This window comes from Nocardia sp. IFM 10818 (assembly GCF_054655275.1).
The window spans coordinates 8122355-8143276 of record NZ_BAAHJH010000001.1; the positions used below are offsets into that span (position 1 = coordinate 8122355).

Annotated in this window: 18 protein-coding genes and 1 pseudogene; 10 read left to right on the forward strand and 9 right to left on the reverse strand. The window is 68.0% G+C overall.

The window, feature by feature from the left end; genetic code table 11:
- The first annotated feature begins 12 nt into the window (after positions 1–12).
- The 3 genes from ACYQ5L_RS37605 to ACYQ5L_RS37615 all read left to right on the forward strand — a co-directional run bounded on the left by ACYQ5L_RS37605 (position 13) and on the right by ACYQ5L_RS37615 (position 2843).
- A complete protein-coding gene (locus ACYQ5L_RS37605) occupies positions 13–771 on the forward strand; it encodes a crotonase/enoyl-CoA hydratase family protein (RefSeq protein WP_459962983.1) in 759 nt (252 codons plus the stop codon).
- Between the two features lie 183 nt (positions 772–954).
- The gene (locus ACYQ5L_RS37610; protein WP_459962984.1) at positions 955–2064 is read left to right on the forward strand and encodes a DUF4185 domain-containing protein; all 1110 of its coding nucleotides are present in this window, start codon (positions 955–957) and stop codon (positions 2062–2064) included.
- Between the two features lie 77 nt (positions 2065–2141).
- Positions 2142–2843 carry a methyltransferase domain-containing protein gene (locus ACYQ5L_RS37615; protein ID WP_459962985.1) on the forward strand — a complete coding sequence of 234 codons (702 nt, stop codon included), beginning with the start codon at positions 2142–2144 and terminating at the stop codon, positions 2841–2843.
- A 69-nt stretch (positions 2844–2912) separates the two neighbouring features.
- On the opposite strand, the gene ACYQ5L_RS37620 is transcribed toward ACYQ5L_RS37615, so the two are convergent.
- Positions 2913–3536, reverse strand: coding sequence for an alpha/beta hydrolase family protein (locus ACYQ5L_RS37620; RefSeq protein ID WP_459962986.1), 624 nt, complete (start codon positions 3534–3536; stop codon positions 2913–2915).
- Between the two features lie 300 nt (positions 3537–3836).
- Here ACYQ5L_RS37620 and ACYQ5L_RS37625 point away from each other — a divergent pair, with 300 nt between their 5' ends.
- Positions 3837–5663, forward strand: a complete 1827-nt coding sequence (locus ACYQ5L_RS37625) for an acyl-CoA dehydrogenase (protein WP_459963660.1) — start codon at positions 3837–3839, stop codon at positions 5661–5663.
- Positions 5664–5727: 64 nt separating this feature from the next.
- Here ACYQ5L_RS37625 and ACYQ5L_RS37630 read toward each other — a convergent pair whose 3' ends face one another.
- A complete protein-coding gene (locus ACYQ5L_RS37630) occupies positions 5728–6789 on the reverse strand; it encodes a GGDEF domain-containing protein (protein WP_459962987.1) in 1062 nt (353 codons plus the stop codon).
- 159 nt (positions 6790–6948) lie between these two features.
- Positions 6949–8694, reverse strand: a complete 1746-nt coding sequence (locus ACYQ5L_RS37635; protein ID WP_459962988.1) for a VanW family protein — start codon at positions 8692–8694, stop codon at positions 6949–6951.
- 320 nt (positions 8695–9014) lie between these two features.
- On the opposite strand from ACYQ5L_RS37635, the gene gnd reads away from it, so the two are divergent.
- The 3 genes from gnd (at position 9015) to ACYQ5L_RS37650 (ending at position 11956) form a co-directional block, all read left to right on the forward strand.
- Positions 9015–10043 (forward strand): phosphogluconate dehydrogenase (NAD(+)-dependent, decarboxylating), encoded by a 1029-nt coding sequence (gene gnd / locus ACYQ5L_RS37640; RefSeq protein ID WP_459962989.1) that lies wholly within the window; start codon positions 9015–9017, stop codon positions 10041–10043.
- Between the two features lie 48 nt (positions 10044–10091).
- Positions 10092–11252, forward strand: coding sequence for a glycoside hydrolase family 3 N-terminal domain-containing protein (locus tag ACYQ5L_RS37645; RefSeq protein WP_459962990.1), 1161 nt, complete (start codon positions 10092–10094; stop codon positions 11250–11252).
- 104 nt (positions 11253–11356) lie between these two features.
- Complete coding sequence (locus ACYQ5L_RS37650) at positions 11357–11956, forward strand: TetR/AcrR family transcriptional regulator (protein ID WP_459962991.1); 600 nt, start codon at positions 11357–11359, stop codon at positions 11954–11956.
- Positions 11957–12045: 89 nt separating this feature from the next.
- Here the strand turns inward: ACYQ5L_RS37650 and ACYQ5L_RS37655 are convergent, their stop codons facing one another.
- The 4 genes and pseudogenes from ACYQ5L_RS37655 to ACYQ5L_RS37670 all read right to left on the reverse strand — a co-directional run bounded on the left by ACYQ5L_RS37655 (position 12046) and on the right by ACYQ5L_RS37670 (position 15306).
- Positions 12046–12540: an RNA-guided endonuclease InsQ/TnpB family protein gene (locus ACYQ5L_RS37655; RefSeq protein ID WP_459963661.1), complete on the reverse strand. Its 495-nt coding sequence runs from the start codon at positions 12538–12540 to the stop codon at positions 12046–12048.
- Between the two features lie 73 nt (positions 12541–12613).
- Positions 12614–12685 (reverse strand): annotated as a pseudogene (locus tag ACYQ5L_RS37660) (helix-turn-helix domain-containing protein); the annotation flags it as partial.
- Between the two features lie 396 nt (positions 12686–13081).
- Positions 13082–13951, reverse strand: coding sequence for a MaoC family dehydratase (locus tag ACYQ5L_RS37665; protein ID WP_459962992.1), 870 nt, complete (start codon positions 13949–13951; stop codon positions 13082–13084).
- Entirely contained in the window at positions 13948–15306 is a 1359-nt protein-coding gene (locus ACYQ5L_RS37670) for a 3-oxoacyl-ACP reductase (protein ID WP_459962993.1), read from the reverse strand. The genes ACYQ5L_RS37665 and ACYQ5L_RS37670 overlap by 4 nt, the downstream gene beginning before the upstream one ends.
- Before the next feature lie 143 nt (positions 15307–15449).
- Between ACYQ5L_RS37670 and ACYQ5L_RS37675 the strand changes: the two genes are divergently transcribed.
- Entirely contained in the window at positions 15450–16772 is a 1323-nt protein-coding gene (locus tag ACYQ5L_RS37675) for an acetyl-CoA C-acetyltransferase (protein WP_379197244.1), read from the forward strand.
- 236 nt (positions 16773–17008) lie between these two features.
- Here the strand turns inward: ACYQ5L_RS37675 and ACYQ5L_RS37680 are convergent, their stop codons facing one another.
- Positions 17009–18406 carry an ADP-ribosylglycohydrolase family protein gene (locus ACYQ5L_RS37680; RefSeq protein WP_459962994.1) on the reverse strand — a complete coding sequence of 466 codons (1398 nt, stop codon included), beginning with the start codon at positions 18404–18406 and terminating at the stop codon, positions 17009–17011.
- The gene (locus ACYQ5L_RS37685) at positions 18406–18846 is read right to left on the reverse strand and encodes a hypothetical protein (RefSeq protein ID WP_459962995.1); all 441 of its coding nucleotides are present in this window, start codon (positions 18844–18846) and stop codon (positions 18406–18408) included. The genes ACYQ5L_RS37680 and ACYQ5L_RS37685 overlap by 1 nt, the downstream gene beginning before the upstream one ends.
- Before the next feature lie 273 nt (positions 18847–19119).
- Here ACYQ5L_RS37685 and ACYQ5L_RS37690 point away from each other — a divergent pair, with 273 nt between their 5' ends.
- Positions 19120–19605, forward strand: coding sequence for a universal stress protein (locus ACYQ5L_RS37690; RefSeq protein WP_459962996.1), 486 nt, complete (start codon positions 19120–19122; stop codon positions 19603–19605).
- 137 nt (positions 19606–19742) lie between these two features.
- Entirely contained in the window at positions 19743–20834 is a 1092-nt protein-coding gene (locus ACYQ5L_RS37695) for an isochorismate synthase (RefSeq protein ID WP_459962997.1), read from the forward strand.
- Positions 20835–20922: the final 88 nt, after the last annotated feature.

A 20922-nucleotide genomic window follows, 5' to 3' on the forward strand; every position in this document is an offset into this window, starting at 1 on the left:
GGAGGAACGACCGTGAGCACCAATGTCACCCTCACCGTGGACGGCGATCGCGCCTACGTCGCGCTGGACCGGCCGGACAAGCACAATGGCCTCACCATCGAGATGCTGCGCGAACTGGTGCGCCTCGCCGGAGTCATCGCGCGGCGCAGCGATATTCGCGTGGTCATCCTGTCCGGCAACGGCCCCAGCTTCTCCTCCGGCCTGGATATCGCCAAGGCCATGGGCAATCCGCTCGACGTGCTGCGCGCCTTCGTCCCGCTGCCGTGGCGCGGCACCAATGTGTTCCAGGAGGCGTGCTGGGCGTGGCGGCGGCTGCCGCAGCCGGTCATCGCGGTGGTGCACGGACGTTGCTACGGCGGCGGCCTGCAGCTGGCGCTGGCCGCCGATTTCCGGTTCGTCACACCGGATTCGGAATTCTCGGTGATGGAGGCCAAGCACGGTCTCATTCCGGACATGACCGGCGCGGCGACCCTTTCGCGCCTGGTCGGCATTGATCAGGCCCTGTTGCTGACCATGACCGCCGATCCGGTGGATGCCGGCTATGCGGAGCGAATCGGCCTGGTCACCGAGGTTTCCGCGGATCCACGGGCGGCCGCGGAGAAGCTCGCCGACCGGATCGCCGCGCGTCCGGCGCATGCCGTGGCGGCCGCCAAGAAGCTCTTCGATCGCACGTGGCAGGCGTCGGTTCGCCGTACGCTGTCGATCGAACGTGCGACACAGCTGCCTCTGATCGTCCGGCAAGCCCTGAACCGAGGATCGAATTCGCACTGAGCAGGACTCGAATTCGCAAAAGTAAGCGAACTCACTGCAAACAATCCGGTTTGGAACCCCAACCTCCGGGGTAACGCTGTTAGCATTTTCACACTTTGCCAGCGAGTCGAACACTTTGTGCGGCCCGTCACATACGGTCCGGTCCGCGCACACCATTCGGCGAGACTCGGAGGAAGCACCGCATTGACCAAGACCGCCCCCCTGCTGCTGTCCGCGATAGCAGGTGCCACGGCCTTGCTCCTTACCGTGACCACCCCGGCCGCAGCCAACCCCAATGCCATCAATCCGATCCCGGTGCTCAACGGCACCAATGGTTTGCCGCAATTGCCCGGACGTTCCAAGGCGGTCTTCCAGGTCACCGGAATGGCCAGCCCCAACAACACCCAGAACTACAATGTGCTCGGCACCGACCTCGGCATCATGTGGGACAACGGGCACGGCGAAATGCTCACCGCCTTCGGTGACACCGCCGGTCTCGGCTTCCCGAATCTGCTGGTCGGCAGCACCTGGGCGTGGCGCTCGAACATTCTGGTGCGCTCGCACACCCAGAACCCCGCCAATGGCATCTACTTCGACAGCGTCGTGCGCGATATCTTCGGCCAGGCGCGCGATCTCATTCCCAGCCCCAAGATTCCGTGGCTGGAGATCAGCCGCATTCCCACCGCCGGCATCTCGGTGGGCGGCGTCCAGTACATGAGCCTCATGTCGGTCAAGACCTGGGACGACGTCGGCGAATGGACCACCAATTTCTCCGGCCTCGCCGTCTCCGGCGACAACGGCGAGAACTGGATGGAACTGCCCGCCACCCGGCGCCCGGACGACGGCGGCAACAGCAACTTCCAGATGAACGCCTTCCTCAAGGCCGACGGCTTCGTCTACGAATACGGCACCGCCTCCGGGCGCAACAATCCCGCGTTCGTGGCGCGTGTTCCGGAGGCCGCCATCGGCGATCTGGCCGCCTACGAATACTGGAACGGCGACAAGTGGGTGAAGGACGATGTGAACGCGGCCGCGCCCGTCATCGGCGGCGGCGTCTCCGAGATGTCGGTCATGTGGAACGACTACCTCGGCGAATACATCATGCTCACCACCGATCCGTGGAATTCGGTGGTCATGTACCGCGCCCCGCACCCGGAAGGCCCGTGGGGCGGCCCGGAGGTGCTCATCGACACCCGCGAACTGCCCAGCGCCTACGCGCCGTCGATCTTCCCGTACCAGACCGGGCGTGACCTGTACTTCCTCACCACCGTGCACAGCCAGTACAACGTCATCCTCATGCGCACCACGCTCTGAGTCCCATCGATCCGGCCGCGAACACCCCGCGTGTTCGCGGCCGAATCGTGTGCGGGCCCAGCCCATAGACTCGGGGCATGGACGCCGCCGAGTGGGACGAGCACTACGCCCGCACCGAATTGGTCTGGGGCGCACCGCCCAGCGACACCGTCGTGGAGCAGGTCTTCGGCCTCGAACGCCGGCTGCCGGCGGGCCCCTTCACCGTCGGCGAGCCGCGCCCCGAACTCCCCCGCGCACTGGACCTCGGCTGCGGCGACGGCCGCAACACGCTCTGGCTGGCCACCCACGGCTGGCAGGTCGACGCCGTCGACTTCTCCCAGACCGGCATCGACAAGGGCCGCACCGTGGCCTCGCGGCTGTCCCGGTCGGTGCGCGGCCGCATCAGCTGGCATTGCGCCGACGTCACCGAGCTCGACGGCACCGATCTCACCGGGCCCTACGAGCTCATCCTCATGGTGTTCCTGCAACTTCCCGGCGCCGACCGCCGCACCCTGCTGCTGCGCGCGGTCGAGATGCTCTCCCCCGAGGGCACACTGCTGATCCTCGGCAACGACACCCTCAACCGCACCGAAGGCTATGGCGGCGAACAGGATCCCGACCGGCTGTTCACCCCGAACGACATCGTCGACGAGTTGAGCGTGGCCGGCGACGAGATCCGCATTCGCGTGGCCGAACGCATCGCCCGGCCCACCGAGCACCGCGACGCCATCGACGCCCTGGTCGTCGCCACCAAACCGGGTCCCGTCCCGCCCGAAGATCCCCTGGCGCTGGAGGACTAGGCGTACCTCCGCCTTCGGCCTTCGCTCCGGCCGTGCGCGGGCTGGGAACGGCTGCGCCGACAGCGCCGCTCAGGGCGCGGCCCAGCGCTCCAGCCACGGCGCGACGGCCGCGGCGATCTCGTCGAATCCCGCGCGATAGGAATGCGCCTGGCCCGCGATCACCCGCACCTCGGCGGCATCGGCGGCCTCCGGAATCCCGAACGGATCGCGCGCGCCATTGACCACGACCACCTCGATATCGCCCGGCGCCAGCAGCTCCTCCCGCCGCGACTTCTCCGGTTTGCCCGGCGGATGCAGCGGGAAGGACAACGCGACGACTCCCCGCGCCCCGGCCTCCCGCGCGGTGCGGCAGGCAACCCGCGCGCCATTGCTGCGCCCGCCCTGGATCAAGGGCAGCGCGGCGAGTTTGGTCTTCAGCACCGTCTTCTTGCGCAGCGCCGCGACGATCTCCAGCCACGCCGTGTCCTGCGCCTCGGCATTGCCGGGGGCGCGCCGTCCCGCCACCCGGTACGGCTGCGTCACCAGCGCCACCACGCCGCCCCGCGCCACGGCCGAATCCCGCACTGCCAGAATGTCTTTCGCATCGTTGCCGCCCCCTGCGCCGTGCGTGAGCAGCAACAGGAACCGCGGCGTCCCGCCCGCGGGCCGGTCGATCTCCACCTCGGCCGGTCCGGCACTCGTTTCGATGCGCATAGCGCACGGTAACCGGGCCTGTCGGTGATCTCACAACGGCGCGCGCGGCCCGGCGAGAACCGCCCCTACCTGCGGTTCCGGGATCGCCTCGGGCTCAACGGAAACGCGCCGCCGAGCAACGCGCGTGCTTCTCGTCACAATCGCCCGTGATCACCTTGGCGACGGTTCTACCCGTCGGTAACATGGCGCATAAGTTACCCGCCAGTAGCGCTGCTTTACGGTGTCTACCCGGTGGAGACCTAACGGGCGGGAACGGCACCAACCGAACCGCACCCATCTCAATGGAGAGTGAGTACGACCATGGGTCACTACAAGGCAAACGTCCGCGACCTCGAGTTCAACCTCTTCGAGGTCCTCGGCATTCAGAAGCTGCTGGACGAGGGCGCGTACGGCGACCTGGACGCCGACACCGTCAAGGAAATGCTGAACGAGGTCCGCCGCTTGGCCGAGGGCCCGCTCGCCGACTCCTTCGTCGACGGCGACCGCAACCCGCCGACCTTCGACCCGGAGACCCACACGGTCACGCTCCCCGAATCCTTCAAGAAGTCCTACAAGGCCCTCGAGGACGCCGGCTGGTCCAAGGTTCCCGTCCGCGAGGAGCTCGGCGGCCTCGGCGCCCCGTCCGTCGTCGGCTGGGCCCTGGGCGAAATGATCCTCGGCGCCAACCCGCCGGCCCAGATGTACGCCGCCGGCGCCGGTTTCGCGCAGGTCTTCTACAACAACGGCACCGATGAGCAGAAGAAGTGGGCTCAGATCATCGCCGACCGCAACTGGGGCGCCACCATGGTGCTGACCGAGCCGGACGCCGGCTCCGACGTCGGCGCCGGCCGCACCAAGGCCATCCAGCAGGAGGACGGCTCCTGGCACATCGAGGGCGTCAAGCGGTTCATCACCTCCGGTGACTCCGACGACCTGTTCGAGAACATCATGCACCTGGTGCTGGCCCGCCCCGAGGGCGCCGGCCCGGGCACCAAGGGGCTGTCGCTGTTCTACGTGCCGAAGTACCACTTCGACTTCGAGACCCAGACCCTGGGTGAGCGCAACGGCGTGTTCGTCACCAATGTCGAGCACAAGATGGGCATCAAGGTCTCGGCCACCTGTGAGGTCACCTTCGGCGGCCACGGCGTGCCCGCCAAGGGCTGGCTGGTCGGCGAGGTGCACAACGGCATCGCGCAGATGTTCGACGTCATCGAGAACGCTCGAATGATGGTGGGCACCAAGGCCATCGCCACCCTGTCCACCGGTTACCTGAACGCGCTGGAGTACGCCAAGACCCGCGTGCAGGGCGCCGACCTGACCCAGATGACCGACAAGACCGCGCCGCGCGTCACCATCACCCACCACCCGGACGTGCGCCGCTCGCTGGCCATGCAGAAGGCCTACGCCGAGGGCCTGCGCGCCATCTACCTCTACACCGCCGCCCACCAGAACGAGGACATCGCGAACCTCGTCTCGGGTGCGGACAAGGATGTCGCCTTCCGCGTGAACGATCTGCTGCTGCCGATCGTCAAGGGCGTCGGCTCCGAGCGCGCCTACCAGTACCTGACCGAATCGCTGCAGACCTTCGGCGGCTCCGGCTTCCTGCAGGACTACCCGATCGAGCAGTACATCCGCGACGCCAAGATCGACTCGCTGTACGAGGGCACCACCGCCATCCAGGCGCAGGACTTCTTCTTCCGCAAGATCGCCCGCGACCGCGGCGTGGCGCTGGCCCACGTGGCCGGCCAGGTGCAGGCGTTCATCGAGCGCGAGGGTGGCAACGGCCGCCTGAAGGCCGAGCGCAAGCTGCTGGCCACCGCCCTCGAGGATGTGCAGGCCATGGCCGCCACCCTGACCGGGCACCTGATGGCCGCCCAGCAGGATCCGAAGGAGCTCTACAAGGTCGGCCTGGGTTCGGTGCGCTTCCTGCTCGCCGTGGGCGACCTGCTCATCGGCTGGCAGCTGCTGGTGCAGGCCGAGGTCGCCATCAAGGCGCTCGACAACGGTTCCACCGAGCCGTTCTACACCGGCAAGGTCGCCACCGCGCAGTTCTTCGCCCGCAATGTGCTGCCCGAGCTGACCTCGATCCGCACCGTGCTGTCGAACCTCGACAACGACATCATGGAGCTCGACGAAGCCGCCTTCTGAGGTTGAGCAATACCTGAAAAGAACTGCGGCCCGGATGCATCCGGGCCGCAGTTCTTTTTGCTTCCTATGACAACTCGGCGCCGGCCATGATCACGGCGTTGCCGCCCAGGCTTTTCGCTTGGTACATGGCGGAATCCGCGGCTCGGAGGAGTTGGTCGGGGGTGAGGCGGGGTTCGGGGGTGTCGTTGACGGCTATGCCGATGCTGGCGGTGATGGCGGTGCGGGTTCCGGTGGCGGTGGCTATGGCGCGGCGGATGCGTTCGGCGGCTGTGCGGGCGTCAGCGCGGTTGAGGTGGGTGATGATGACGAATTCCTCGCCGCCGCTGCGGGCTACGAGGGCGCCGGGGTCCACCGAGGAGCGGAGGCAGCGGGCGGCGCGGACGAGGACCTCGTCGCCGGCGGAGTGGCCGTAGGTGTCGTTGACCGCTTTGAAGCGGTCCAGGTCGACGATCATGACGCCGATGGGGTCGTCCGCGCCGGAGTCGAACCACTGGGTCAGGTAGTAGTCCAGGCCGCGGCGGTTGAGGAGCATGGTCAGCGGGTCGGACAGGGCGTCGGTGCGCAGCAGCCAGTAGAGGAATTGCAGGGCGGGCAGGACCAGGACGGTGGCGGCCGCCATGATCAGGATGATGGACAGGGCCAGAGCCAGGTCACCGGTATCGGTGATCACCATGAGCGTGCTGAGGGTCAGCACCGACAGCAGTGACCAGATGGTGTGCGCGGCCAGCACCCGCGGGCCGTGGAAGAAGGTCAGGTAGCCGCCGGTGACCACCAGCAGGATGGCGCCGAGTGAGCCGTAGACGCGGTTGCGGTCCATCAGGCAGGCGGCCGTCACGAGCACATCGGCGCCGCCCAGTAGCAATAGCGAGGTGTTCGCGCTCGGCCACGGCGCGATCCACCAGTACAGCGTCCACAGCCCGGCCCCGGCAGCCACACAGCCGAATACCACCTGACCGGTGAGACCGGACGGGCCGGCGGGCGATATCCAGGTCAATATGGAGATCACGAACATCATCGCGCCACCGGTCGCGACCACGATCTTGAAGCTGCCCAGTGCACCGCGGGCCTCCAGCCGATGCACCAGCCAGGTGTAGTCGACCGGATCTCGCCACCAGGTTCGCACCATCGCGCACCTGTCCGCCCGCGAGATGTGCACCGCCGACAACATCAACCCCTTCCCCTGATCCCCGGCCCGCCCGATGGGGCGAGCGCCGGAATCCCCAGTGTAAGTACGTTCAGCCCGGGCCGCTGCCCCCGAAACCGCAGGCCGGGGCGCTGTCCGGGCCTACTCGCACTTGACCACCGGAATGGGGTCGTACTTCACTGTGCGGGTGGTCCGGGAGATCTCCTTGCCGGTGCGGATGTCCTTGATGACGCGGGTGTCGGATGTGGTGAATCCGGGCGCGCCCTCGGTGGCGATGCATTCCTTCCCCTTGGGAAGGGTAATGGTCTGCGGCTCCGTCGGTTTCGTGCGGTCCCCCGTAATAGATTCCACCTCAACGGTTTTGGTGCTCCACAGCCGGACAGTCACCTCGGAATCGGTGGTGGCCGTCTCGATGAAGACACCGTAGGGGGTGTTGTTCTTGAACTTCAGATCGATGGCGCCGTCGAAGACGGTGGCCTCGCGGGCGGCCGGATACCGCGAGATGTAGTAGCTGTGCTCGGTGTGGCCCGCGTCCTCCATGCCCGCGAAATAGGCGGCGTTGTAGAGGGTGGTGGCGAACTGGCTGATGCCGCCGCCCACCGCGGTGCTGGGGCGGCCCTTGTCGATGATGCCGGACTCGACATAGCCCTGTTCGACTCCGCGCGGGCCGGTGAAGTCGTTGAGCGAGAAGGTTTCTCCGGGTTTCACCACCGCGCCGTTGACCTGGCGGGCCACCACCTTGATGTTCACGCCGGAGGGGCCGCTGAATCCGCTGGTGGTGAAGGTGCCGACCATCTGGACCACGCCGAGCTTCTCGGCGTCCTCGGTGGTGAGCTTGGGCTTCACCTGTTCGTAGACCACGGCCCGGGAGCGGTCGCCGGCGGAAACCACCAGGGTGTCAAAGGATTCCAGCGTCTTGTCCCAGGTGATGGTGTCGCCCACGACGGCGGGGACCACGGTCGGGCGGCCGCCGCTGAGGTTGAAGGTGGCGTCCTTGGGTTCCACCTCGGTGGGCTTCAGCTGGGGTTCGAGGGCGGCGATGAGCGCCTCGGAGTTGTACGAAAGTTTCAGTCCGCCTTCGCCGTCCGGCTGGAAGGACAGCGCGCCGGCGATCTGCGCGGGCTCCAGGACGGCATTGCCGCCCTTGCCGGTGAAGGTGATGGGCGCGGCGACCGCGGGGGCGGCCTTCTCGCGCAGCGCGCGGTCCACCGCCTCGGCGCGGACCGTCGCGAGGGTTTCGACGGCCGGCAGCTCCAGCACCGGTCCGTCGGCCCAGTGTTCCGCCAGCGCAACGCGGGCCGCGGGGACGTCGAGTACTCGACCGGGCACCGGCTGCACCGGCACGGGTCTGGCGTCCTCGAACACCACGCCGCCCTCCACCGGTTGCCGGTCGTGCGCTCGCAGCGTCTCCAATTGCGTGCTCATGGCGGCGTCGTCGATGACTGCGGCGGGTTGCACCGTGCGCGTGGTGAAGAACGACGCCAGGCGGGTGAGGGGATTCACGGGCTGGCTGCCGATGCGCTCCCAGGTGCCGTCCCAGTCCACCGACAGTCCGGCCGCGCGCGGCACCAATTCGGTTCGCACATCACCGATCTGGACCGTGAGCGGCTGCGCGGCGCGCTGATTCAGCACGGTCTCCAGCCGGGACTGCGCCAATTCCCGGTCCATACCGCCGATATCGATGCCCGCGACCTGCACCCCGCGCGGCACCTCGCCGGACGATAGCGACCAATCCACCGCGAAGGCCAGCCCGCCCGCCGCCATCAGCACACCCGCCGCGATTCCGGCGCGGCGTACGGCCGCGGAGTTCAGGATCTGCCGTCCGGACGCTGGTTCCTCGGCGGCGCTGCGCACACGCGAATGCCGCCCGGGACTACCGCTGGTCACGAACCATCCTCCCAATGGTTGAATGCCGACTCACACAGCGCGAGTTCACCGCCCACCATAATGGGCAACACCGACATGCGCGTCTCGGCCAGGCCGACAGCAAACTCTGTGCAACTGCTCACCCGGATACGAAGAGAGCTCCGTGCGGTTGCCGGGTCGGGGGTCTGGCAACAGCACGGAGCCACCCCGTCTATCGATGCCCGCTCGAGCGCGTTACACACCTTCTCGACGAGACCGGAAAAATCTTCCGCCCGGCGAACCTGGGACAATCGGACAAGTTGCCGCAACCAGGCAGTGAGACCGACACGAGGAGATGAGTCATGCAGCTCGGAATGATCGGGCTCGGCCGGATGGGCGCCAATATCGTGCGGCGCATCGTCGCGGACGGGCACACCGCGGTCGGCTACGAGCGCCAGCGACCGCATATCGACGAACTCACCGGCGAGCTGGGCGACAGCTTCGCCGGGACCACCGATCTGCCCAAGTTCGTGGCCATGCTCGAGACGCCCCGGGTGGTCTGGGTGATGATCCCGGCCGGCGCAACCGGCGCGGTCATCGACGAACTATCCGGTCTGCTCGAACCCGGCGACATCATCATCGACGGCGGCAACAGCCGCTACCACGAGGACATCAAGCGCGCGAAGGCGCTCGGCCCCAAGGGTATTCACTATGTCGACATCGGCACCTCGGGCGGCGTGTTCGGCCGCACCCGCGGGTACTGCCTGATGATCGGCGGCGAGGCCGACACCGTCGCCTACCTGGAACCGCTGCTGAAATCCATCGCCCCCGGCGTCGACGCCGCCGAGCGCACCCCCGGCCGCACCGGCGAGCCCAGTCCGGCCGAGCAGGGCTATCTGCACTGCGGCCCGGCCGGTGCGGGCCACTTCGTGAAGATGGTGCACAACGGCATCGAGTACGGCGCCATGGCCGCCTACGCCGAGGGCATGAACATCCTGCACAACGCCAATGTCGGCAAACAGCAGGATCAGGAGCACTCCGCCGAGGTCACCCCCTTGGAGAACCCGGAGTACTACCAGTACGACATCGATGTGCCCGAGGTCACCGAGGTGTGGCGGCGCGGTTCGGTGGTCGCCTCCTGGCTGCTCGACCTGACCGCCGCCGCGCTGCACGCCGATCCCGGCCTGGACTCCTTCGGCGGCCGCGTCTCCGACTCCGGTGAAGGCCGCTGGACCGTCGACGCCGCCATCGACGAGGGCGTGCCCGCGCCGGTGCTGTCGGCGGCGCTGTTCCAGCGTTTCTCCTCGCGCGGCAATGCCCTCTACGCCGACAAGGTGCTGTCCGCCATGCGCCAGGCCTTCGGCGGCCACCACGAGCTGCCCAAGCAGTAAGCGGCCCTTGGCACCCCGCGGCGCGCACGGCCAGCTACCGTCGGGGGCATGCGCATTGTCCCGGGGATCGTCCTCGCAATGACCGCGGTCATGCTGACCGCCTGCTCGGGCGGCGGCTCCGCCCCCTCCAACGAATCGGCAACCGGCAGTACCGAATCCGACAGCAGCACGGCGCCCACGACCACGACCGGGCAGCAGGACTGCGCGGCCGGCTATCTGGCGCAGTTCACGCTGCGGCAGAAGCTGGCCCAGCTGCTCACCGTGGGCGTGACCGGGGCCGCGGACGCGGAGAACGTGATCTCGACCGAGCAGGTCGGCGGCATCTTCATCGGCGGCTGGACCGATAAGTCCATGCTGTCCGGCGGGCAGATGGAGCAGGTCAAGGCCGCGGCGCGCACCCCGCTCATGGTGACCATCGACGAGGAGGGCGGCCGGGTCTCGCGAGTCAAGGATCTGATCGGCCCGGCGCCCGCCGCGCGGGAGATCCCGCCGACCATGAGCGCGGACGAGTTCTACCAGTTCAGCCTGGACCGGGGCCGGAAGTTGAAAGCCCTCGGCATCACCGTCGACTTCGCGCCCGATGTGGATGTCAGCAGCCAGCCCGCCGATTCGGTGATCGGCGATCGCTCCTTCTCCGACGATCCGGCCGTGGTGGTGGAGTACGCGGGCGCCTATATCCGCGCCATGACCGAGGCGGGCGTGGGCACGGTCATGAAGCATTTCCCGGGCCACGGCTCCGGCTCCGGCGATTCGCACACCGGCGCGGTGCGCACGCCGCCGCTGGCGGAACTGCAGGACAAGGATCTGGTGCCCTATCGGGAGCTGATCGGCTCGGGCGCGGGTGTCATGGTCGGGCATCTGGATGTGCCGGGACTCACCGAGCCGAATATCCCGGCGAGCATCAGCCCGCAGGCGATGGCGCTGCTGCGGCAGGGCGCGGGATACGGTGCGGCGCCCTTCGACGGTGTGATCTTCACCGATGACCTGAGCGGCATGGCGGCCATCACCAGCCGCATGGGCATTGCCGACGCGGTGGAAGCCGCCCTGGTCGCGGGGGCCGACAATGCCCTGTGGATCACCACGGACGCGGTGTCGAGCGTGCTCGACCAGCTCGAGCAGGCCGTCGCCGCGGGCCGGCTGCCGGGACACCAAGTGGATGCTTCGGTGCTTCGCATGGCAAAGTTCAAAGGCACCGCCCCGCAGTGCTGAGGGCCCAGTCGGCGAATCACCGGCAATTCACACTCACGGAACTTACCTTGGAGTAAGATAGGGGCTTCATCCCTGCTTTGAACAAGCACGGTCTAGGAGAGTGAATGGCAGGCGGAACGAAACGGCTTCCTCGCGCTGTGCGCGAGCAGCAGATGCTCGATGCCGCCGTGGAGGTCTTCTCGCGCAAGGGGTATCACGACACCTCCATGGACGCGATCGCCGCCGAGGCGAAGATCTCCAAGCCCATGCTCTACCTGTACTACGGCTCCAAGGACGAACTCTTCCGGGCCTGTATCCACCGGGAGAGCATGCGCTTCATCGAGGCCGTCGCGGTCGCGGGCAACCCCAAACTCACCCCGCACGAGCAACTCCGCGCCGGCCTCGAGGCGTTCCTGTCCTATGTCGATCAGAACCGGCTGTCCTGGCAGGTGCTCTACCGGCAGGCCCTCGGCCAGCAGTCCTTCGCCTCCGAGATCATGAACAGCCGCGACCGCATTATCGAGCTGACCGCCAAACTGCTCGAATCCAGCGCCAAATACGCCGAGCCCGGCACCAATTTCGAAGTGGTGGCGGTCGCGGTCATCGGCGCGGGCGAGGCCATCGCCGACCGGGTCGCCGCCGGGCAGGTCGATATGGCCGAGGCCGTGGATCTCATCGACAACCTCGCCTGGCGCGGTCTGGCAGGCAAGAAGAAGGACGTTTGACGTCCACTCCGGCCCGAGGCCGAAGATTCCTGCCAGCGCCCTCGCGGACGCTCTCGGTGGGTTCCTGTTTCACAGGGACTTGCCTTCCGCTACACGGAAAGACTGACGGTCCCTCCGCAGGCGTTTAGCCACTCCGCCCGTCCGGCGGCGTGAATGTTTCTGGCGGCATTCACATCCCGGTCATGGGTTGCGCCACACGCGGTGCATGTCCACTCCCGCACCGACAGTGGTTTCGGCCCGTCGATCGCCCCGCACCGCGAACACAGCCGACTCGACGGGAAGAACCGATCCACTTTTCCGAAATGTCGACCAGATCGGGCAGCTTTCTCTTCCAACATGCTGATGAACATCGCCCACCCGGCGTCGTACACCGACTTCGCCAACCTTGTACGAGCAAGACCTCGCACGCACAAGTCCTCGACGAACACCGCTTGGTTGTCGCGGATGATCGTCGTGGAGTGTTTGTGCGCCCAATCCCGGCGTGTGTCGGCCACCTTCGCATGACGACACCTCGCACAGCCACGCCCGCTCGGATGTCTTCTTCGCCTCGGTGAGTCGCTTCGACAGCTCCGAATCCGACACATACGGCAGTCCCGACAGATGCGCAGCCATCCGCGCGGCGAGCGCGTCGTTGAACGCGACCCGCGCGCACCCGAAAGCCTTCGCCAACAACTGCTGCTGTCCCACCGTGGGATAGAGGCGGAAGTTATAGCGAAGTTGCACCACCACAACGTAGCCCAGGCCACCGACACAAACTCGAACATCTCACCGCAGCAACACCTGGTTCAGGTCACCTGGCGATCGATTCCGGAAACGTCAGAGCCGCGCGCCGATTCGCGGTCCGGATGTCGAAACCCCTGCGTGGCGACATACGGTGGCGATTCGGAGCGCGGCTCTTGTCCCGCCCCTGAGGGGCCGACGAGGTCGGCTGCCCGACCCTACCTGGGGTCGGAGAGCCTTGTCGTGGTTAGCCGACTACTCGTCCCTAGTCGGCCCCGGCTCTGGTGAGCGTGTGGCGCATCTGCGCCACGGCCCCCGGGGTTCAGGGGCCTGCCCGAGATCCTCGGCTCCCGGGGTTTCAGGGGCTTGCCCCTGAGAGTCCCCGAGAGTTGGCCTTTGGCCTGCTCAGCGGATGGTGGCGGTGAGGTGCGGGTAGCCCTTCTTGGGGTGCTTCAGGGCGAGGTCCCAGCCGTCGGCGACCTTGTCGGCGTACACGTTGACCGTGGACGGCAGGAAGATCGGCTTGCCGAATTTCACGGCGTAGGTGGCCTTTTCGGGGATCCGGCCCTCGATGGCGCCGAGAATGGCCGCCGCCGACCACATGCCGTGCGCAATGGGCTTGGGGAAGCCCAGCGCCTTCGCGCCCAGCGCGGACATGTGGATGGGATTGCGGTCACCGGAGGCGGCCGCGTACCGGTGGATCATGCCCTGATCCACACGCAGCTGACGCAGCGGCCGCGGCGGCTCCTCATCCGGCTTGGGTTCCGGCTTGGGCCCGCCCGACAGCGAGGTCTTCTGCTGGTGCAGGAAGGTGGTAACCTGCCGCCACACCTGCTCGCGACCCACGCTGACCTCGCTGATGGCGTCCACCAGCAGACCCTTGGGGTGCTCGCGCAGGTTCTCGATGTGGGTCTTGATATCGAGCGGCTCGGAGACCGAGATGTCGCGAGTGCGCTCGATCAGGTTCTCCGCGTGCACCGCGCCGACCGCCACGAACGGGAAGTCGCGCTGCACCACCAGCGCCATGGCGAGCGGGAAGGTGAGCACGAACGGGTAGGTCAGTGGCAGCGCGTCGCCGAACCGCAGCCCGGTGGCGTGGCAGTAGGCGGCCAGGTGGTCGGGATCGACCTTGAACCCTTCGAGGGTCAGCGACCGGTCGGGGATCTCCTGCTTGCGGTTGGCGAGCCCCGGCACCGGCAGCGCGCCCAGGGCGGCCTTCAGGTACAGGCCACCCGCCTTGGGCACCTCGGTGAGCGTGTGGTTCTGGCTCATCATGCTCCGATCAGGCTCTGACCGCAGACGCGAACGATATTGCCGCTCACCGCATTCGAGGCCGGGGAGGCGAAGTAGGCGATGGTCTCGGCGACATCGATGGTCTGGCCGCCCTGCAGCAGCGAGGACATCAGGCGGCCGGCTTCGCGGGTGGCCAGCGGAATGGCGGCGGTCATGGCGGTCTCGATAAAGCCGGGCGCCACGGCATTGATGGTGATGCCCTTCTCGGCCAGATTGGGGGCCTCGGCATTGACCATGCCGATGACGCCGGCCTTGGAGGCGCCGTAGTTGGTCTGGCCGCGGTTGCCCGCGATGCCGGCGATGGAGGACACGTCGATGACGCGGCCGCCGGACTTCAGCGCGCCCGCGGCGACCAGGCCCTCGGTAATGCGGTGCGGCGCGGCCAGGTTCACATTGATGACCGAGTTCCAGCGGCCCTCGTCCATGTTCGCGAGCAGCTTGTCGCGGGTGATGCCGGCATTGTGCACGACGATGTCGATGCCGCCGAAGCGCTCGGTGGCGAAGGCGGCCAGCTTCTCCGCGGCGTCGGCGGCGGTGACGTCCAGCGCGAGGGCGGTGGCGCCGACCTTGTTGGCGGTGGCGGACAGCGCCTCCCCGGCGGCCGGGATATCGGCGACGATGACGGTGGCGCCGTCGCGGGCGAAGACCTCGGCAATGGTGGCGCCGATGCCGCGGGCGGCGCCGGTGACCACGGCGACCTTGCCCTCCAGGGGCTTGTCCCAGCTGGCCGGGGCGGTGGCGTCGTCCTTGCCGACCCGGAAGACCTGGCCGTCGACGAAGGCCGACTTGCCGGAAAGCAGGAAGCGCAGGGTGGATTCGAGGCCGGTGGCCGCGGCGGCGGCCTCGGGGTGCAGGTAGACCAGGTTGGCGGTGGCGCCCTTGAGCAGTTCCTTGGCGACCGAGCGGCTGAAGCCCTCCAGGGCGCGCTGGGCGATCTGCTCGTCCACGGACGCGGCCAGCTCCGGCGTGGTGCCGATGACCACGATGCGGCCGGAGGCGGCGATGCTGCGCATGGCCGGCTGGAAGAAGTCGAACAGCTGCTGCAGTTCCTCGACGGTGCGGATGCCGGTGGCGTCGAAGACCAGGCCGCCGAACTTCACGCCGGGGGTGATGGAGTCCACAAAGGTGTAGTCCGACAGCAGGTTTCGCACGGCGTCGGCGACGCGGCCCTTACCGCCGACCAGCACCGGGCCGGGCAGCGGCGGCTGGCCGGCGACGTAGCGGCGCAGGTTCTCCGGCTGGGGCAGGCCGAGCTTGCTGGCCAGGAACGCGCCCGGAGCGGAGTGGATGAAGGATCCGTACAGGTTGGGAGCGCCCTTGCTCTTGCTGGCAGCCACTTTTCCTACCTTCTCTGTCTCGGTTGACGGGTACCCGGTGTCGACAATGAACTTACTCCAGAGTAAGTTTAATGTAAACCGACCGACGCCGGTCCCGCGGGATCGGCCGTGACGGACATCCCCGACGAGATCTGGAGACTCGAGTGACCACCAAAGCCCGTTCGGCGAAGACCGCGGCCAAGAGCAGCAAGCAGGCCCGCCCCGTTGCGATCCTGGGCGGCAACCGGATTCCGTTCGCCCGCTCGGACGGCAAGTACGCGCACGCCTCCAACCAGGACATGTTCACCGCCGCACTGAACGGCCTGGTCAGCCGCTTCGGCCTGCAGGGCGAGCGGCTGGGCATGGTCGTCGGCGGCGCGGTGCTCAAGCGCGTCGGCGAGCACGGCATGATCCGCGAGAGCGTCCTCGGCTCCACCCTGTCGCCCTACACCCCCGCCCACGATCTGCAGCTGGCCTGCGGCACCGGCCTGCAGTCCATCGTGACCGTGGCCGACGGCATCGCGCTGGGCCGGCTGGAGAACGGCATCGGCGGCGGCACCGACACCACCTCGGACGCGCCGATCGGCGTCAGCGAATCCATGCGCGAGTGGATGCTGGACGCCAACCGCGCCCGCAACAACAAGGATTACGTCAAGCTGGTCGGCCGGCTGCGCCCGTCCATGGTGGGCATCGAGATCCCGCGCAATGCCGAACCGCGCACCGGGCTGTCGATGGGCGAGCACGCCGCCATCACCGCCAAGGAATTCGGCATCGCCCGCGAGGCCCAGGACGAGCTGGCCTACCTGTCGCACAAGAACATGGCCGCCGCCTACGACCGCGGGTTCATGGACGACCTCATCACCCCGTTCCTGGGCCTGACCCGCGACGACAACCTGCGTCCCGGCTCCACCCTGGAGAAGCTGGCCACCCTCAAGCCGGTCTTCGGCACCAAGCTGGGCGACGCCACCATGACCGCCGGCAACTCCACCCCGCTCACCGACGGCGCCTCCGCGGTGCTGCTGGGCAGCGAGGAGTGGGCGGCCTCGCGCAATCTGTCGCCGCTGGCCTACCTGGTCGACTCCGAGGTGGCCGCCGTCGATTACATCCACGGTCCGGACGGGCTGCTCATGGCCCCGACCTACGCGGTGCCGCGCCTGCTCGCGCGTAACGGCCTGACGCTGCAGGACTTCGACTACTACGAGATCCACGAGGCCTTCGCCTCCGTGGTGCTCGCGACCCTGCAGGCGTGGGAGTCGGACGAGTACTGCAAGGGGCGGCTGGGCCTGGACGGCGCGCTGGGGCCGATCGACCGCAGCAAGCTGAATGTCAACGGGTCCTCGCTCGCCGCGGGTCACCCGTTCGCCGCCACGGGCGGGCGCATCATCGCCCAGACCGCCAAGCAGCTGGCGGAAAAGGGCGGCGGGCGCGCGCTGGTTTCCATTTGTGCCGCCGGAGGTCAGGGTGTTGTCGCTATTGTTGAGCGCTGACAGCCAAGGACTTTCGCGTCGGTAGGTAGGCGCGGGGGATAAGAGGGCGGCATCGGGTCCCGGACGACGACCCGATGCCGCCCTTTCAACTCTCGTGGCTCTCAGGGGCTTCCCCTGAAACCCCTTACCAGCTCTCAGGGGGCTTCCTCCGAAACCCCTTGCCAGCCCTCAGAGGGCTTCCCCCGAAACCCCTTACCAGCTCTCATGGGGCTTCCCCCGAAACCCCTTACCAGCCCTCAGAGGGCCTCCCCCGAAACCCCTTTACCCACCAGTCGCACAGTGCGGGCGGCCAATTCGGAGATGCTGCTGCCGTCATAACCGGCTACCGCACTGCGGAGGCGGTCGTGCAGGGGGTCGGTCCAGTGGGCGGGGATGGCGGCGGCTCCGGTGTGGATGCCCGCGACCGAACCGGCGGTGGCCGTATTGGAGTCGGTGTCCCAGCCGCCTTGCACGGTGAGGGCGATGGTTTTCGTGAAATCGCCTTCGCCCCAGAGCAGTCCGGCCGCGATGACGCAGGCGTTGCCGATGGCGTGCACCCAGTTGTAGCGGGAGTGGCGGGCGCGGATCTGGGCGATGGCCTCCTCCCAGCTGCGGCCGTCGCCGTGGTCGAGCACCACTTCCGTGAGGGCGATGCCGAGGCGGGACTGGGCGGGGATCACCGCGTGCGCGGCGAGCAGGGCCTGTTCGGGGCCGGGGGCGGTGAAGGACGCGGAGATCAGCGCCGCCGCCCACATGGCGGCCCATAGTCCATTGCCCACATGGGAAACCGAGGCATCGCGGGCGGCGAGGGCCGCCGCGCGGGAGGGATTGCCCGGATTCGTGTAGCCATGGATATCGGCGCGGATGAGGGCGCCGATCCACTCCCGGTAGGGATTGCGATAGGTGGCGGTATCGGGCGGGGCGTAGCCGTCGATCAGATTGCGGTAGGCGACGCGTTCGGCGGTGTAGGTCTGCAGGAACGGCAGCCGCTCCAGCCACAGCGCGGCGACATCGTCGGCGGTGAAGGCCGGACCGTGCTGTTCGAGCAGGTGCAGGCCGAGCACGGTGTAGTCGAGATCGTCGTCGCGCGGGCAGCCGTCGATATTGCCCAGCGTGGATTCCGGCCAGGTCCAATGCAATTCGACATCCGGCGGCATGGGGTCGCGGACCGGCACGTAGTCCCGCAGCGGATACGCGCCGAGGGGGTCGAGGTAGCCGCGGATGCGCCGCGGCGTCCACACGAACCCGTTCTCCAGCGGCTTGCCCAGGGTGCATCCCACGCAGCGGCCCAGCCAGCCGCCGTGCACCCTGTCCGGCAATTCCGCCGAATGACGCAGCGCGGCAGCCGGACTCGCCACCGGGGTGGTCACGGTCCCGGCCGCCGGATCGAATTCCGCGGCGGCGTCCACCCATTCGGTGTACGGCCACTCGGGCAGCCGCGGTGCGGACTCGATGCGGTCCAGCAGCCGCCAGCAGGCCGCCTCGATGGGCAGGTCGGTATTGGTGAGCTCGCGCACCTCCTCCACGAAATCATCCACCGCATAACCGGATTCGCGGCGCTGACACCATTCGTAGTACAGCAGCGCCCGCGGATCGGCCTCGTGATGGCCGAAGAACGCCGATTCCACCGTGTTCGACGTCGCGTCCACCGGCATCAGAGCACCGCTCGGGTGGCGGCGACCACCTCCGAGAGCAGGGGCAGAGACTCGTCGCGCTGGGGTGCGCGCGCCCACCAGCGCCCCTCATGGGTATGCCTGCCGAAACCGGTGGGCAGGATGACATTGCTGCGATGTGGTCCGATGTCCACGCTGTTCCGCTCCAGTAGTTCGAGACATTCCTCCGAGGGGTATCCATCGAACACCGCGAGAAACGTTCGGCGCGGCGGTTTCTCCCGGACCAGCACGGGTCCGGGCGTGCCGCGCACGGTGAGCTCGCCGAGTATCAAGGCGCCCAAGGGTTCCGGCGTATTCAGGGCCGCGACGGTGTCCACCAGAGGTAAGACCACGAAGCCGGGTGTGGTCACGTGCACATGGGGTAACCCGAACAGTGAGCGGTATACCCGTGCCCACTGCTGCGGGGTCGTCAGCTCGTCCAACCGCACATTCCACCCCTCGTTCGGGCCCTGCTCCAACGACGGCGATGTCGATCGTCGGCACGAGAAGCCGACGTTTCCAGTGAAAACCGGACCGAGCCCCGGCACCACTGAAATGGGTGAATCGTTCGCAAACTGTGGAGAGACTGTGGTGCTTTCGTTCGGAGTGGCTACAAGTCCCGGCCGGGACCTGCCGCGTAGCGCGGGGTCCGTGCATCGCACTCTTTCCGGAGTAGTCTCGAACCGGAGACATGCGTTCCTATCAGGAGGTTCGTCATGCCGTGCGATTTGATGCTCATCGCCTACGACGGGTCCGAGAATGCGCGGCGGGCCGTCGAATACGCGGGCCGTTTCCTGTCCGCGAACAGAGCGGTCGTGCTCACGGCCTGGGAGCCGATGGTGCGCCAGGCGGCGCGCCTGTCCGGGCTGTCCGGGGTGATGCAACCGGAATGGGTGCCCGACGACGAGATCGAGGACGTCGCCTTCGTCGACGCCAAGAACATCAATGCCGAAGGGGTGCGGCTGGCCAAACTGGCCGGCCTGAACGCCGAGGCGCGCACCGCCGAATGCACCACCACCATCTGGAACGCCATTGTCGAGGTGGCGGACGAACTGGATGTGGACATCATCGTGGCGGGCACCCGCGGGGCCACCGGAATCCGGGCGCTGCTGCACTCCAGCGTGGCCGACGCGGTGGTCAAACACAGTCACCGCCCGGTGCTCATGGTGCCGCCCGGCAAGGAACCCGCGCCGAAACACTGAGCAAGTGGTGTACGCCACTCTTACTCGTTCGATTGCTGTTGTGCACCATCAAGAGTCCGCAACCAATACCGGTGGAGGACGAGCCGGCATGCTCCACGGTTTCACCGGCGCGCGGGCGGACTAGTGTCGAGCACATCATGGACGGATTCCTGCTCGCGACGCCCGACGGCGTCGTACGCGCCACCGGCGTCCGCACCGCGTTCGACAGCGCGAGTGCCGCCGCCGCGGCGCTGCGCATCGGATCCGCCGACCTCATTGTCGGCGCCCTCCCCTTCGATCCCGGCCGTCCCGCCGCGCTCTGCGCACCCGCCGAGGCGGCGCACACCGTGGGGCCGTGGCGGCCCGCCGCGCTGCCGGACCTGCCGCCGGTGCGGGTCGTCTCCGAAATGCCCAGTCCCGCAGAGCATGTGGCGCGCGTGACGAAACTGGTCGAACAGCTCGGCGATCCGGGACAGCCCCTGCGCAAGGTGGTGGCGGCCCGCTCCCTGCTGGCCGCGGCCGGCGCGCCGCTGGAGCCGGAGGTCATCGCGGCCCACCTGGTCACCCGGCATCCGCGCGCCAATGTGTACGCCGTCGATCTCACGCCCGCCGGACGCCCCGGCGAGGTGCTGCTCGGCGCGACGCCCGAGGTCCTGGTCGCCCGGCACGGCCGCACCGTCACGCTGCGCCCGCTGGCCGGGACCCTGCCGCGCCTGGCCGATTCCGGCGCGGACGCGGCGCAGGCCCGGGCGCTGCTGGCGAGCACGAAGAACCGCGAGGAGCACGCCTACGTCATCGAGTGGATCCGGCAGCAGCTCGCGCCCGTCTGCGTCGAGCTCACCGTCCCCGACGGCCCGGAACTGCTGAGCACCCCCGAGGTCTGGCATCTGGCCACCCCCATCACCGGCCGGCTCCGCGATCCGGAGATCACCGCCCTGGACCTGGCGATCCTGCTGCACCCCACCCCGGCCGTCTGCGGCACCCCCACCGACCTGGCCCTCGACGCCATCCGCGACCTGGAGGGCGACCGTGGCTTCTACGGCGGCGCGGTCGGCTGGTGCGACGACCGCGGCGACGGCGAATGGGTCGTGGCCATCCGCTGCGCCGAACTCGCCGCCGACGGCCGCTCGCTGCGCGCCTTCGGCGGCGGCGGCATTGTCGCGGCCTCGGATCCGCAGGTCGAACTGGTGGAGACCACCGCCAAACTGCGCACCTTCCTGGGTGGTCTGCACTGTGCCGTCCCGGAGTAAATGCCAGACGGTACGGACCTCGCTGCTTACTGGAGATCAACCTGCTAGGTTTGCTCGAGTTACGCATGCGTCGATGTATGGGAGTACC